Source organism: Gemmatimonas sp. UBA7669 (assembly GCF_002483225.1).
In the GTDB taxonomy this organism is placed as follows: domain Bacteria; phylum Gemmatimonadota; class Gemmatimonadetes; order Gemmatimonadales; family Gemmatimonadaceae; genus Gemmatimonas.
In genome coordinates this window covers 48,609-62,163 of the sequence record NZ_DLHL01000011.1, presented here as the reverse complement: position 1 = coordinate 62,163, position 13,555 = coordinate 48,609, and the positions used below count along the sequence as shown (strand labels likewise).

10 protein-coding genes are annotated in these 13,555 nt (G+C 66.3%); 7 read left to right on the top strand and 3 right to left on the bottom strand.

The features are described 5' to 3' along the window. Positions 1 to 54: 54 nt before the first annotated feature. From B2747_RS02705 to B2747_RS02685, 5 genes are all read left to right on the top strand, one after another. On the top strand, positions 55 to 438 hold the full coding sequence (locus B2747_RS02705; protein WP_291156575.1) for a YybH family protein: 384 nt from the start codon (positions 55 to 57) through the stop codon (positions 436 to 438). After that, complete coding sequence (locus B2747_RS02700) at positions 438 to 2,168, top strand: hypothetical protein (protein ID WP_343125854.1); 1,731 nt, start codon at positions 438 to 440, stop codon at positions 2,166 to 2,168. Before B2747_RS02705 ends, B2747_RS02700 begins: the two co-directional genes overlap by 1 nt. Positions 2,169 to 2,193: 25 nt before the next feature. Next, a complete protein-coding gene (locus B2747_RS02695) occupies positions 2,194 to 2,634 on the top strand; it encodes a DUF4760 domain-containing protein (RefSeq protein WP_291156570.1) in 441 nt (146 codons plus the stop codon). 200 nt (positions 2,635 to 2,834) lie between these two features. Next, complete coding sequence (locus B2747_RS02690) at positions 2,835 to 4,148, top strand: porin (RefSeq protein ID WP_291156567.1); 1,314 nt, start codon at positions 2,835 to 2,837, stop codon at positions 4,146 to 4,148. Between the two features lie 66 nt (positions 4,149 to 4,214). Then, a complete protein-coding gene (locus tag B2747_RS02685; protein WP_291156564.1) occupies positions 4,215 to 4,700 on the top strand; it encodes a DUF6174 domain-containing protein in 486 nt (161 codons plus the stop codon). A 12-nt stretch (positions 4,701 to 4,712) separates the two neighbouring features. On the opposite strand, the gene B2747_RS02680 is transcribed toward B2747_RS02685, so the two are convergent. Continuing rightward, positions 4,713 to 8,678 (bottom strand): ATP-binding protein, encoded by a 3,966-nt coding sequence (locus tag B2747_RS02680; protein WP_291156562.1) that lies wholly within the window; start codon positions 8,676 to 8,678, stop codon positions 4,713 to 4,715. A 264-nt stretch (positions 8,679 to 8,942) separates the two neighbouring features. Here B2747_RS02680 and B2747_RS02675 point away from each other — a divergent pair, with 264 nt between their 5' ends. Together B2747_RS02675 and B2747_RS02670 are read left to right on the top strand one after the other, a co-directional pair. Continuing rightward, positions 8,943 to 9,368 (top strand): hypothetical protein, encoded by a 426-nt coding sequence (locus B2747_RS02675; protein WP_291156559.1) that lies wholly within the window; start codon positions 8,943 to 8,945, stop codon positions 9,366 to 9,368. A 143-nt stretch (positions 9,369 to 9,511) separates the two neighbouring features. Next, positions 9,512 to 10,789: a hypothetical protein gene (locus tag B2747_RS02670; protein ID WP_291156557.1), complete on the top strand. Its 1,278-nt coding sequence runs from the start codon at positions 9,512 to 9,514 to the stop codon at positions 10,787 to 10,789. Here B2747_RS02670 and B2747_RS02665 read toward each other — a convergent pair. Continuing rightward, complete coding sequence (locus B2747_RS02665; protein WP_291156555.1) at positions 10,780 to 12,285, bottom strand: aminopeptidase P N-terminal domain-containing protein; 1,506 nt, start codon at positions 12,283 to 12,285, stop codon at positions 10,780 to 10,782. The genes B2747_RS02670 and B2747_RS02665 overlap by 10 nt on opposite strands. 40 nt (positions 12,286 to 12,325) lie before the next feature. Continuing rightward, entirely contained in the window at positions 12,326 to 13,360 is a 1,035-nt protein-coding gene (locus tag B2747_RS02660) for a GGDEF domain-containing protein (RefSeq protein ID WP_291156552.1), read from the bottom strand. Positions 13,361 to 13,555: the final 195 nt, after the last annotated feature.

Genomic DNA, 13,555 nt, shown 5'->3' with positions numbered 1-13,555 from the left:
GAGTCGGCGCTTCTTGCTGTGCGGTCATGGCGTTCTCGGCGCTATCTTTTGGACATGGCCGACATCTCCGCCACCATTCGCGCGCTGCGCAAGCAGTCCAACGCCGCCATCGCATCACTCGACGCGCACTACGTGGTGTCGTTCATGAGTGAAGACATCGAAGTGCAAGTGGCAGGCGGGCCGCTCCTGCGCGGACGTGCCGCCAACCAGGACGCCTGGGAAGCCCAAATGCAGGACCGGGGATTCGGGGGCTATGTGCGCTCGCCCGAGGTGGTACATGTCGCCGCTGACGGCCGCACCGCCAACGAGCGCGGGCAGTGGGTTGGCCGTTGGCGACAAGGCGGGCGCACCCGTGAGCAGCATGGGCAGTACACCGCCGAATGGCGGCTCGGCGCCATGGGCTGGGAAATCACGCGCGAAACCTACATCGAACGGTGATGACGAAATTCCTCTCCCTCCTCGTCGCCGGGCTGCAGGCCACGGCACTCGCCGCCCAGCCGGCCCCGCCATTGGCGGTGCAGGTGGAGGTGCAGCTGCCAGCCGGCAAGGCCACCACGCCACTCGATGGGCGATTGCTGCTGCTCATCTCCACCGACAGCACCCGTGAGCCACGCTTTCAGGTCAGCGACGACGTGGCCACGCAGCAGGTGTTCGGTGTCGATGTGGAAGGATGGGCGCCTGGCGGTACGCGGCTGGTGGACGCCCGCGCCGATGGCTATCCGCTGGTTTCCCTGCGTGAGTTGCCGCGTGGACGCTACTGGGTGCAGGCCGTCCTCAATCGCTACGAGACCTTTCGCCTGAGCACGGGCCACAGCGTCAAGCTGCCGCCCGACAAGGGGGAGGGGCAGCAGTGGAGCCGCAAGCCGGGCAATCTCTACTCGACGCCGCGCTGGATCACACTCGATGCGCGGCAACGCATGCGCCCGCGCGTCGTGCTTGAGCGTGAGATCGCTCCCATCGCGCCGCCAGAGGACACGCGCTGGATCAAGCACGTCACCATCCGTAGCGAGCGCCTCTCGAAGTTCTGGGGGCGCGACATGTTCATCGGCGCCAACGTGTTGCTGCCGGCGGGCTTCGATACACATCCCAACGCCCGCTACCCGCTGGTGGTCTATCACGGACATTTCCCCGCCACCTTCGAGGGATTTCGCGAAACACCACCCGATCCCAATCTGGCCCCGGACTTCTCCGCCCGCTTCAATCTGCGCGGCTACAATCGCATCCAGCAGGAACTGCATCACCAGTTCTACAAGGACTGGACGGGGCCGGACTTCCCGCGTGTGCTGCTCATGGAAGTCCGTCATCCCACGCCCTATTACGATGACTCGTATGCGGTGAACTCCGCATCGCAGGGGCCCTGGGGCGACGCCATCATGTACGAACTCATCCCCGAGATTGAGCGCCGTTTTCGCGGCATCGGTCAGGGGTGGGCGCGCATCACCTACGGCGGCAGCACGGGTGGCTGGGAAGCCATGGCGGTGCAGGTGTTCTATCCCGACGAATTCAACGGCGCCTACATCGCGTGTCCCGATCCCATTGATTTCCGCGCCAACACGGTCTTCAACCTCTACGAAGATCGCAACGCCTACTTTGCCGAAGGGCCGTGGCGGCGCACGCCGCGTCCGGGCCAGCGCAATTGGCTCGGTCAGGTGCGCAACACCATGGAGGAAGCCAATCGCCGCGAGGCCGCGCTGGGCAGCAAGGGGCGCAGCGGCGATCAATGGGACATCTGGCAGGCCACCTACTCGCCCATGGGGCCTGACGGCTACCCCAAGCCCATCTGGGACAAGAAAACCGGGGTGATCGACACCGCCGTCGCCCGCTACTGGCGCGACAACTACGACCTGTCCTACATCCTGCGGCGCGATTGGAACACGCTCGGGCCCAAGGTCCACGACAAGATCAACATCTACGTGGGCGACATGGACAACTACTACCTCAACAACGCCGTGTATCTCACCGAGGAGTTTCTGCGCTCCACCAGCAACCCGAAGTGGACCGGGGAAATTCTCTACGGAGATCGTGCGGAACATTGCTGGAACGGTGACCCCACGCGCAGCAACGCCTACTCGCGTCTGCGCTATCACCAGATGTACATCCCGCGCATTCTCGATCGCATGCGTGCCCGTGCGCCCCGTGGCGCGGACACGCTGAGTTGGCGCTACTGACTTCCACCCTTACCCCTCGCTGAACGTGTCACGCAAGAAACATCCGGATCACCACGACGCCGAGCTGGTCCTCAAACTCTATGAGCTCCGCCGCGAGGCGGTCATGCGCGAATCGCGGCGGGCGCTCGTGGCCAACTTTCTCCCGCGCAGTCTCGACGACGTCATGGCGGTGATGGCCCCTGACCATCCGCTCAACGCCGCCTTCCGACAGGTGTTCTCGTACTGGGAGATGGCCTACGCCATGGCGCGGCACGGCATCGTGAACGCCGACTATCTGCTGGAGAGCAACAACGGCGAAGGCATCCTGCTCTTCACGCGGGTCGAGCCCTGGCTGGCCGGCTATCGTGAGGCCTCGGGCAATCCGGTGGCCCTGCGCAACGCCGAATGGGTGGCCACGGAGTGCGACATGGGTCGCCTGCTGGCCGAGCGATTCCGCAAGCGCGTGCAGGCGTATCTCAAGAGCTGAGTCGGGCGTTACAGAACGGGCGATCTGTCGGTCACTATGACCGCTGGATCGCCCGTTTGTCGTTGGCAGGTCCGGCCTTCTGCAACGGACCGTCCACGGCTGTGTAACGGACCTGTCACGCAAGCCATTTGTGTGTAACGGTCCGTTACGGTTCGGTCGCAGTACGCCGGTGAATCGGTGACCGACCTCAAACCGTGGCCATGATCCGCAAGCGCTCGACTCCGCTCCTCCTGAACTCCAAACAGCCCATGGGGCTGCTCCGGCCAGCCGTGCTCGCCATCGCGATCACCGTAACCGGGTTGGTGCAACCGGCACACCTGCGCGCCCAGACCACGGCGCAAGGGCAGAGCCAGGGAGCCAGGACTGACACCACGGTGGCCGCGCAGGCCAAGCCGGCGAAGGCCAAGGCCTGGTACGAAAACATTCGCATCCGCGGCTATGGGCAGGTCCGCTACAACCGGCTGCTCGAGAACAACCCCCAGTTGCAGTGCGAGCAGTGTGACCGCAGTTGGGGGGAGAACGGCGGGTTCTTCATTCGTCGGGCGCGCATCATCTTTCAGGGGTACGTGCACCCGCAGGTGTTCATCTACCTGCAACCCGATTTCGCTTCCTCGGCCGGCACCACGGGCAACATCGCGCAACTGCGTGACTGGTACGTGGACCTGGGCCTCGACAAGGCCAACGAGTTCCGTCTGCGCGTCGGGCAAAGCAAGGTGCCGTTCAGCTTCGAGAACATGCAAAGCAGTCAGAACCGACTGCCGCTCGATCGCGCCGACGGTACGAACAGCGCCAACGCCAATGAGCGCGACCTCGGTGTGTTCTTCATGTGGGCGCCGCGCGTGGTGCGTGAGCGGTTCGCGCATCTGGTCAACGACAATCTCAAGGGTAGCGGCGACTATGGGGTCGTCACCGTAGGCGTCTACAATGGCCAGACGGCCAACCGGGCCGAGGCCAACGACAATCAGCATGTGGTGGCGCGTGTCACCTATCCCTTCCTGGTGCGCGGACAGATCATCGAGCCCTCAGTGGCCGCCTACACGGGCATGTATCGCATCACCCCCGATCAGCGAACCGCCGGTGTGAAGGGGCGCGCCGACTGGGATTACCGCGACGAACGGGTGCTGGCCACGCTGGCCATCGCGCCACAGCCGCTGGGTGTTTTGGCCGAGTACAACGTGGGCCGTGGCCCGGAGTACAATCCCGCGACGGACAGCATCGAAACGCAGTCTCTCCGGGGTGGCTTCGTCACCGTCACCTGGCAGCACCGGGCGCGTACGCAGGTCTGGTCGCCCTTCGTGCGATACCAGGTGTACGATGGGGGCAAAAAGCACGAGCGCGATGCCCGCAGCTACGACGTGAACGACGTGGAGTTCGGCGTCGAGTGGCAGCCTCATGCCAACTTCGAGCTGGTGGCCGCGTGGTACCAGGGCGATCGGCGCTTCGAAGACAAGACGCGCCCCATCAACGAGCAGGTGGGCCGCCTCATGCGTTTGCAGGCCCAGTTCAACTTCTGAGCGCGACCCGGACGCCTGGGCCTGCCAGACCAGTGACGGAATGGGTCACGCCGGGGTAGCATGGGTATGCTGTCATCCCGCCTGCGTCGTCACATGGTCCCGCTGCTTCTGCTGGGGGTGGTGTCCACCTTCACCGGCTGCGGTAGCGATGCGCCACCCGCCGGTGTGGTGGAGCTGCGGGACCTCGAGCGCGCCGAACTGCTGTGGAAGCAGCGCGGCTTCCGCAACTACCGCATGGTGGCGGCCAAAGAGTGCTTCTGTCTGCGGGAGATGGTACAGCCGGCGCTGGTGACGGTGCACGGCAGTACCATTGTGGACGTGCGCCGCGTCGATGGCACGCCCATCGAACCACAGTTCTGGTCGAGCCGTGTGGTGGTGGACAGTCTCTTCCCGCGCATTCGCGACGCGCTGCGCTCAGACTTCTACGAGCGCGTGGAGCTCAGCTTCGACAGTCGCCTGGGGTTTCCCACCCGCGCCGCATTCTACGCGCCGTCGCGTATTGCTGATGGCGACGTGGTCTATGTGATCTCGGGCATCACCCCGCTGGACTGACCGCGGCGGCGCCTACGCGCTCCCGGCAATGAGCCGCACGAGCTCATCGGTGGCGAACGGCTTGTCGAGTCGCTGCACATCGGCATACGGCGCGAGATGCTCGTCGCTGATGACCGCTCCAAAGCCGGACATGAGCACGACGGGACAGGCATTGCCCGACTCGCGCAGTCGCGTGATGAGCTCAGCGCCCGTCATGACCGGCATCGTGTGGTCGGTCACCAGCACATCGATGTCCGGGAGCCGTTCCAGACGTGCGAGCGCCTCCGCGCCGTTGCTGGCCGTTTCCACCACAAACTCGCGACGGGTGAGCGTGCGTTGCAGCACCTGTGCAATGGCTGGCTCGTCGTCCACGACGAGTACGCGCCGACGTGCACCGACCCGGTCAGTGGAAGCGGGCGTCAGCGGGCCACTGGCCGCCGGGTTGCGGCGGTGCGCGGGCAAACGCACCGTGACCGTGGTACCGCCACCGGGCACGGACTGCAGCGACACGTCACCGCCATGCGCACCGACAATACCGTGCAGCACGCTGAGTCCGAGGCCCGTGCCCTCGCCAACGGGTTTGGTGGTGTAGAACGGCTCAAAGGCGCGCGCCCGTACGTCATCAGTCATGCCGCTGCCGGTGTCGTGCACGGCCAGCACCAGCGTGGCCTGCTCGTCCGGGTGCGCGTTCGGGTGCCCGTTCGGGAGTTGCGAGTCACGGTCTGCCCACTTGAGCGAAACGGTGAGTACGCCGCCCTGCGTGGCCCGCATGGCGTGTTCGGCGTTTGCACAGAGGTTGAGCAGGACTTGCTGCAGTTGCGTGGCGTCACCCGGAACCCAGGCGTCGCCAGCGTGATCGTCCACTGTGAGGGTGATGGTGGACGGAATGGTGGCGCGCAGCAACGTGAGCGTCTCGTCCAGCAGCGTCCGCATGTGAATGTCGCTGCGCCGCGGCGGCGTCTTGCGGCTGAAGGTGAGAATCTGACGCACCACTTCGCGCGCGCGGCGGCTGGCTACCAGAATCTGCCGTAGCGCGTCGGCCGCTGCCGGTACGGACGCTGCCGCCTGCTGCACTTCGTGCGTGGCCAGCTCGGCGTTGCTCTGGATGACCGTGAGCAGGTTGTTGAAATCGTGCGCGACACCACCGGCCAGCGTCCCCACCGATTCGAGACGCTGCGTTTCGCGTACATGGGCCTCGAGTTCGCGCCGCTCACGCGCCAGGCGCTCCCGCTCCCGCAGGTCCTGCAACTCGAGGTGCTCGAGGGTGCCTTCGTCGAGGGGAATGCGTGTGCGCCGGACGTCGAGCGGCAGCGGTTCGCCCTGCGTGGTCCGCCCCACCAGTTCCCGGCGCCACACGTCGGACGATGGCCCCTCGGCCATGCCACCAGGCAGGCCGTCGGCAACGGGAAGCAACAGCTCGACACGGGTGCCGGCCAGCGACCCGTCCTGCGCCAGCAGTTGCTGCGCGGCGGCGTTGGCCTTCCACACCACGCCGTCGAGCACGAGGAGCTGCGGGTTCACCCCGTCTTCGAACAGACGTCGAAACCGCTCCTCGCTGATGGACAGGCGCCGTTCATTGGCTTCGGCATCACGCACGCGGCGTTGCGCCGTGCGCGTGCGCCAGCGCAGAATGCCCAGCCACGTCCCAAAGAACAGCACGCCATAACCCAGCACGGCGCCAGGCGATCGCCACAGCGGTGGCAGGACGCTGAATCGACGCTCGAACACCGGCGAGCGGCGTCCCTCAAAGTCCATGACCTGCACGCGCAGCACGTGCGGTCCGGTGGGCAGCGTGAGCTGTGTATGCGTGGTGCGGTCAGTCCACGGCGCACGGTGCAGCAGCACGCCATCGAGCTCCACCTGATAGCGCAAGTCGAGATCGCGATGGTACGACGTGGCGTAGGCGGTGAGATCGAGGCGCGCTTCATCGGCCGCCACGCGGTCGCCGTCAGCGATGGGTTGGCCCGCTCCGTTGCGAATATCGACCCCAAGCAATCGTGGCGGTGCTCGCTCCATGTTCATGGCGCGCAGGGGAATGACACCAGCGCCGAGCGTGGTGCCAACCCACAGACGCTCCTGGTCGTCGATGCCGCCGATGGTCGAGACAAAGGCATGAGGCAATCCATCGGCATCGGTGAACGACGTCACGATGCGTTCCGGCTCGTTCATGGATGCGCCGAGATCGAGAATCTGCAGACCGTCACCCGTGGCAACAGCCACGCGGCCATCGGGCAGACTGGCGAGGTCCAGCACCTCGCGGCCGGCCACCGTCCACAACCCATCCGCGTCGAGACGTTTCCAGCGTCGGGTACCGCCCGCGAAGCACAGTGCCTCGAGGCCCTCACCCGTCCCCAGCACCAGCACATGCTCACCGGAGGCCAGGCGCACCGCGGTACTGGCCCGGATGAACGACTGGCCCGGGCGCGGTGGCACGTCCGGCCGCGTCCATCGCGCTCCATCGAAGCGATGCATCACGCCTTGTCGGGTGATGGCCAGCACGGACAGATGTGGCGAACCATCGGCGTTGGGTGTGCGAGCCGTGTCGACGTTCACGCTGATGATGTCGACCGGAAAACCCTCCCAGGGCGTGAGCTGATCGCTGTCGCCGACGATCCACGCGCCGCCCGTGCCGATGACCACGGGCCGTGTGACGCCGCCGGGGGTCGGCATTTCCAGCAGACCGTGGATATAGTCGCCCGGGCCAAGGCCGTTGAGGCGGCGCCAGGTGCCCGCGGCATATTCGAAGAGGCGCCACTCCACCGACAGCAGCAGGCGTTGCCGTCCGTTGCGTGTGGGCAGGATGCGCACTCGGCCATCGCCGCCTTCGAGAAACACGTTGTCGGCGCCGAGTGTACGCAGGTCGGGCAACTGCACCGCGCCCACTCCAAGCATCCAACTCCAGAAGCCGCTCTCGCCAACCCCGCGGGTGCGCGCGAGTGCCGTCACCGGATGACCGATCCACTGCGGCGGCACCACCAGACGGCCGGCCCCGCCGAGTTGAAAGCGCAACAGCGATCCGCTGCGGAAGCCCGCGTAGACCGTCACGCGGTCCCGTTCATGGGCGATTGCGCGCAATACCTGCGCCCGCGAGCCACGCGTGCGTCCGCTCAGCTCCACCAGCGTGAACGCCTGTCCATCGATGCCACGATAGAGTTCGCCGCTCAGCGCGCCCAGCCAGGTCTCGCCGCGCCCGTTCACGAGGATGCGCAGGGCGCGCGCGAGATGTTGCTGCGGCCCGATGGCCTGCCAGCGATTGTCCTCCAGCACAAAGGCGCCCGCCTGTGTGGCCACAATCGCCTGCACGCGATCACCAGCGGGCGCTGCCGCCACGTGCTCGATGGTGAGCGCACCAAGGCCATCGTCAGCGTCCCAATGTGTCCAGGCTCCGTCCTCGAGACGCGCCACGCCGCCACCGCGCGTGCCAACCCACAACACGTCGCCGCGGCTTTGTGCACCCGGGGCCGCGTCGACCATCGCATCGAGTGCCGGCATGCCAGCGGGCAGCGGTAGTCGATCGAAACCTGTTGTCTCGCGCCAACGAAACACGCCGCCCCGTGCGCCGACAATGAGTGCACTCTGGCCATTGGCCTCGCGCCAGAGCGTCGCGGAGTAGATGGGCGCAACGTCGGTCTCAAGCGTGTCGGCGCGTTCCCATGCCGTGCCGCGGCGCAACACGACGCCGAACGTGTGCACGTAGTAGCGCACATCGCCGGGCCCCTCCAGGACATCGCGGTATTCGCGGCGGGACACCATCGGGGGCAGCGACTCGGCTTGCCAACTCCGTCCGTTGAAGCGGTATACACCCTGACTGCTTCCGGCCACGAGATGCCCGCTGCGTTCGAGGCGCAGGCTCAGTACCGGTGCGTCCGGCAGGCCGTCGCGTCGTCCATATCCCACATACGCGGCGTCATCGATCTGCCCAGGCCGTGACTGGGCCTGTGAAACTGCGGGGGCGATGGCGACCAGCAGGACGAACAGAGCCCTAAGGCGAGGGAGCATGCGGCGAGGGAGGGGGAGGCACGCCCGGCGTACGGGCTGCGCCGCCCGCTCGTGTAGCATACGTCCCCCACAACGATTCGTCACGCACTGGCCGGCCCGACATTCCGTCAGGCAATCCCGTGACCAGCCCGCTTCGGCGCTGCCAATGGGGGGAACTCGGGCGGACCGCTAACTTTGCGCATAGGCGTGTCCGCTCAACGGCGGGCCCCGCTCGACTCGTACTCCTTTCAGCAGGTGCGCAGTCCGGCACCTGAGGTGTTCTTCATGTCCGTCGCCCCCGAGATGTCCACCACCGGAACCATGCCCGCGTCACGCGCGGCCGCGCTCGCCGTGGCCTGCGGACTGGTGGGCTACGCCATCATCGACGCCATTCCCTGGTTCAGCGCGCGCGGCATTCCGCAAGGCGCGGTGCAGCTGCTGTGGCTCATGCTCATGATGGCCGCGGCCGGCCTGTGCGGGTACCTGTCGCCGGTGAAGGCCTGGCGCTGGGGTGCGCTCGTGCTGGCGGTGCAGCCGCTGTTCATGCTGGGCGTCACGCTGGTTCGCGGAGAGCCCGACGCGTCGCCGGACACCATTCCGGCCCGCACATCCGTGTTCATTGCCTCGGTCTTCATCGCCACCGTGTGCCCCTTCACCCTGCTCGCCGCCAGCGCGCTGGCGAGCAAACGTCGACAGGAACTGAACCAATGACACAACGCGCCGAGCTCCACCACAGCGCGGCAAACCGTCTCACCCGCTTGGGCGTGTTGACGGTTGCTGCCGGCCTCGCGCTCGGCGCTTCAGCGGTTCGAACACCCGCGGCCCCTGGTGCAGTCGCTCCATCAGCCGACAGCGTGTCGTCGCGTGATCCGGTGGCGCGCCTCCAGTCGCAGCTGGCGGCCGGCACGGTGCGTTTGCGTCACGACTCGGTGCTGGGCTTTCTGCCGGCGCTGCTCGACGCACTCAAGATTCCCGCGTCGTCGCAGGTGCTGGTGTTCTCGCGCACGAGTCTGCAGACCGATCGCATCACGCCCTGGTCGCCGCGTGCGCTGTACTTCAATGACGACGTATACGTGGGCTACGTGTTCGACAGCCCCTTCCTCGAGATCGGCGCCGTGGATCCAACGCGGGGCGGTGTGTTCTACACCATGCCGCAGCGTCTGGGATCGGCAGCCACGGGTGGTGTGTCCCTGCAGCGTGAAGGGCGCACCTGTCTCATGTGTCATACCTCGCGCACGGCCACCGGTGGGGTAAGCGGTTTCATGGTGCTGTCCACCGTGGCCGACCGGCATGGGTATCCCGTCACGGGAGTGCACGAGGGCAGCACCACCGACGCCACGCCGTACGCGCAGCGCTATGGCGGCTGGTATGTAACCGGCACCGGAGGACATGCGGCCAATACCTATTCGCCGCTGCTCTTTCAGGACATCAGCGACAAGGACAGCTACCGCGCGAAGTTTCTGGCCGACATCACCGCCCGTCGCAATGACGGCGCTGCGGCGCTCTCCGGCGGCGCGGTGCAGAGCCTCGGCGAACGCTTCGACACCACGGGCTATCTGACGGGACAGAGCGATGTGGTGGCGCTCTCGGTGCTCACGCACCAGACCATTCTGCACAATCTCATCACGGCCACACACGAGGCCGCGCGCCAGGCGCTGCTGCAGGAGGCCATCACGCCGGGCGGCGGAGACACGGTCTTCAGTGATCACCCGGCGCTGCGTGGCGCCGTGGAGAACCTCGTGCGCGGTCTTCTGCTCGTGAAAGCCGCGCCGCTGCCCGCACCCATGCGCGGCAGCACCAGTTTCGCGCAGGACTTCGTGCGTCACGGTCCGCGCGACACCAAAGGTCGATCACTGCGCGACCTCGATCTCGAGACGCGCCTCTTTCGCTACCCCTGCAGCTTCCTCATTCACTCCGAGGCATTCACCGCGCTGCCGCTTGTGGCGCGACGGGCCGTATACGCTCGGTTGTGGGAGATCCTGAATGGTCAGGACAACACACCGGATTTGCAGGACCTGCCGGCAGCGGACCGGCAGGCGGTGACGGAGATACTCGAAGCGACCATCCCGGAGTTCGTCACACTGCGCAGCGCTCAGCGTAGTGCTCAGCGCAGCGCACGACCTCAGGGTTGAATGGCCCGCCGGCGCGCCATGAGCGCCTCGATCTCGTCGATCTCCCTCGGCACGAGTGAGAGGCGCTCAAGACCCTTGTCGGTGATGATGTAGTCGTCTTCGATGCGCACGCCGGTGTTTTCGTAGCGCTTGACGGCCGCCAGCACTTTGGCCTTGAACTGCCGATTGCGGGGCGTGTCGGGCAACACATCGAGCGCCTTGGTGCTCACGTAGATGCCAGGTTCGATGGTGAAGGCATCGCCCTCGTGAAACACCCCATCGCGACGCGCATCGCCCTGCAGCGGATCGTGCACGGCCAGCCCGATTCCATGCGTGATGCCGTGGATGGTCCACAGGTTGGCCTGCTTGCACGACGCCGGTGAGGCCGTGCAGTCCACGCGCCAGGGCGGGTCGTACTGCGCGTCTTCGCTCTCGATGAGCCCCAGTGCGGCAAGACCCTTTACACGTACCGCGACCGACGAGTCGGCGGCCGCACGAATGCTGAGCCCGGGCTTGCTGTTGCGCTCGGCCGCTGCCTGGGCATCGCGCACCAACTGATACAGAGCACGCTGCTCGGCCGTGAAGCGGCCACTCACAGGGATCGTCCGCGTGATGTCCGCCGCATAGCCCCGGTACTCGGCGCCCGCGTCCATGACCACCAGATCGCCCGGCTTCACCGGGTCGCTGTCTTTCATGTAGTGCAGTGTGGTGCCGTTGTAGCCACCGCCCACAATGGAACCATAGGCCGGCCGTTCGGCGCCGCGCCGGGTGAACTCGTACTCCAGCGCCGCGCGCAGTTCGTACTCATGCTGCGGATTGGCTGTCAGCATGGCGGCGCGATGACCCTCGGCACTGATCTCCACGGCCTTGCGAATGAGTGCCAGTTCCGTGGCCGACTTGCGCGCGCGCACCGCCAGCACGTGCGGCATGGCATTGCGAATGGTCAGGGCCGGATGGGCACGGGTAAGCGCCTTCACCGTTTCCTGGCCGCGCGTGAGTGTGTCGAGTCGCGAAAAGTCCGTGGTCTCGACATCAGGGATGTGCCAGAACACCTGACCACTGCCGGCGAGCGAGTCCAACACGCCAGCCAGGGCGGCAAAGCTGCGCGCCGGCATACCCGTTCGTGCCATGCTGCTGGCCGAGTCGGTGCGCTGACCGTAGTAGAACGCCGTGCGAGCATCGAGTGGTGTGAGGAACAACGTGCTCTGCGGCACCTTGTCTTTCACTACCATGACCAGGGCATGATCGGGCTCGTTGAGCTCCGTGAGGTAGCGGAACGACGGCAGTTGATAGAAGGTGCTGAAATCGTGTACCAGCGCGCGCCCACCAAAGGCAATCAACACGCCGTTCTCGAGTCGCTCGGCGAGTGCGCGGCGTCGGGCCGCCGTTTCGTCGAGTGAGACCGACGGTGCGGCGACCGCGGTCCGCGGCCGCTGTTGCGCCGCAAGTGTGGAGCTGCCAGTCGCCAGCAGGGTGAGCAGGGCGGCGGCGGGGACGGAAAGAGAAAGGGCGCGCATCTGTGAAAGATAGTGCGCCCTCCGTACCCCTGCGGACGGGTCAGACCGCTGGCTGCGCGGGTGGCGCGCGCGCGAGTTTGACGGCGTACATGGCCGCATCGGCCCGGCGCAGGCAATCCGCCAGCAGCTCCGGCGCCTGCCACTCGGCGGCGCCCGCGCTGGCCGACAGGGGGCCGGCCTGCTCACGGAACGGCCAGGACAACACCGCAAGCTGGCTGCGGAAGCGCTCTGCCAGACGCTGCGCCAGCGCCAGCGTGGTTCCCGGCAGCAGGATGCCGAACTCGTCACCGCCGAGACGACAGGTCACGTCCCCTTCACCGATGAAGACCCGCGGCATGGCGTTGGCCAGCGTCACGAGCGCGGCGTCGCCCACATGGTGGCCGTGCGCATCGTTGAGGGTCTTGAGGAAGTCGAGATCGATGACCACCACACTCAATGGCTGGCCACTCAACGCGTGCAGTGCGGCGAGTCGCGTGAGTTGACGCTCGAACAGCAAACGGTTGCCCAATCCGGTGAGTGCGTCCGTTTCGCTGTCACGCCGCGCTTCCTCGAGCTGCGAGCCCAGTTGCTCCACGCGTGCCGCCAGTTGCCCGAATGCCTCACGCTGCGTGTGCTGGCGTTGCCGCGTCACCTGCTCGAGATGCTGCATGGCTTGCTGAATCTCCGACTTCACCGCGCCCGTTTCGAGTCGGTCGAGCGCCGATCGCACACGGGCCACCTGTTCATCGGCCACGGGCGAAGACTGCTGCTCCGCCAACAGGGCATGATGCGAACGTTCCACACAGGTCCAGAGTGCATCGCGCAGATCGCTGAGAGCCGTGTCCACGTAGCGCCGCTCATCGCGGCGATGTGAGGCAAAGGCTTGCGTGATGCCGGTCCAGTTGCGCTGCCGGATGCCTCCGGACGCGGGCGCTTCTGCCTCGCCGACCTCCATGGCGGCATGTTCGCCGGTCTCGCGTCCCACGGCAGGCCGCTGCGCACTGCCTGGCGCTGGTGTGCCAAGCAGTGCATATCGACGCCAGGCCTCGAGCTCGTGCTGCACCTCATGGGTGGGACGATCGGGCAGGTCGAGCACGTTTTGAACGTATTGAGCCAATACCTGTCCCAACGCGTCCAGCACCGGTCCCACCTCGTCGGCTGCCGACGTCGTAGAGGGCCCAGATGACGAAGTCGTTGGTGCAGCGGCAGGCTGACGCGAAAAGAACATGAGAAGGCGGCCGATTGTCGGAAGCTGGGCGCGTGGCAGCGCCAATGGCTTCGAGTATCGGCC

Coding starts and splice junctions, on each gene's coding strand:
- B2747_RS02705 (WP_291156575.1), top strand. CDS start 55: ATGGCCGACATCTCCGCCACCATTCGCGCGCTGCGCAAGCAGTCCAAC.
- B2747_RS02700 (WP_343125854.1), top strand. CDS start 438: ATGACGAAATTCCTCTCCCTCCTCGTCGCCGGGCTGCAGGCCACGGCA.
- B2747_RS02690 (WP_291156567.1), top strand. CDS start 2,835: ATGATCCGCAAGCGCTCGACTCCGCTCCTCCTGAACTCCAAACAGCCC.
- B2747_RS02685 (WP_291156564.1), top strand. CDS start 4,215: ATGCTGTCATCCCGCCTGCGTCGTCACATGGTCCCGCTGCTTCTGCTG.
- B2747_RS02680 (WP_291156562.1), bottom strand. CDS start 8,678: ATGCTCCCTCGCCTTAGGGCTCTGTTCGTCCTGCTGGTCGCCATCGCC.
- B2747_RS02675 (WP_291156559.1), top strand. CDS start 8,943: ATGTCCGTCGCCCCCGAGATGTCCACCACCGGAACCATGCCCGCGTCA.
- B2747_RS02665 (WP_291156555.1), bottom strand. CDS start 12,285: ATGCGCGCCCTTTCTCTTTCCGTCCCCGCCGCCGCCCTGCTCACCCTG.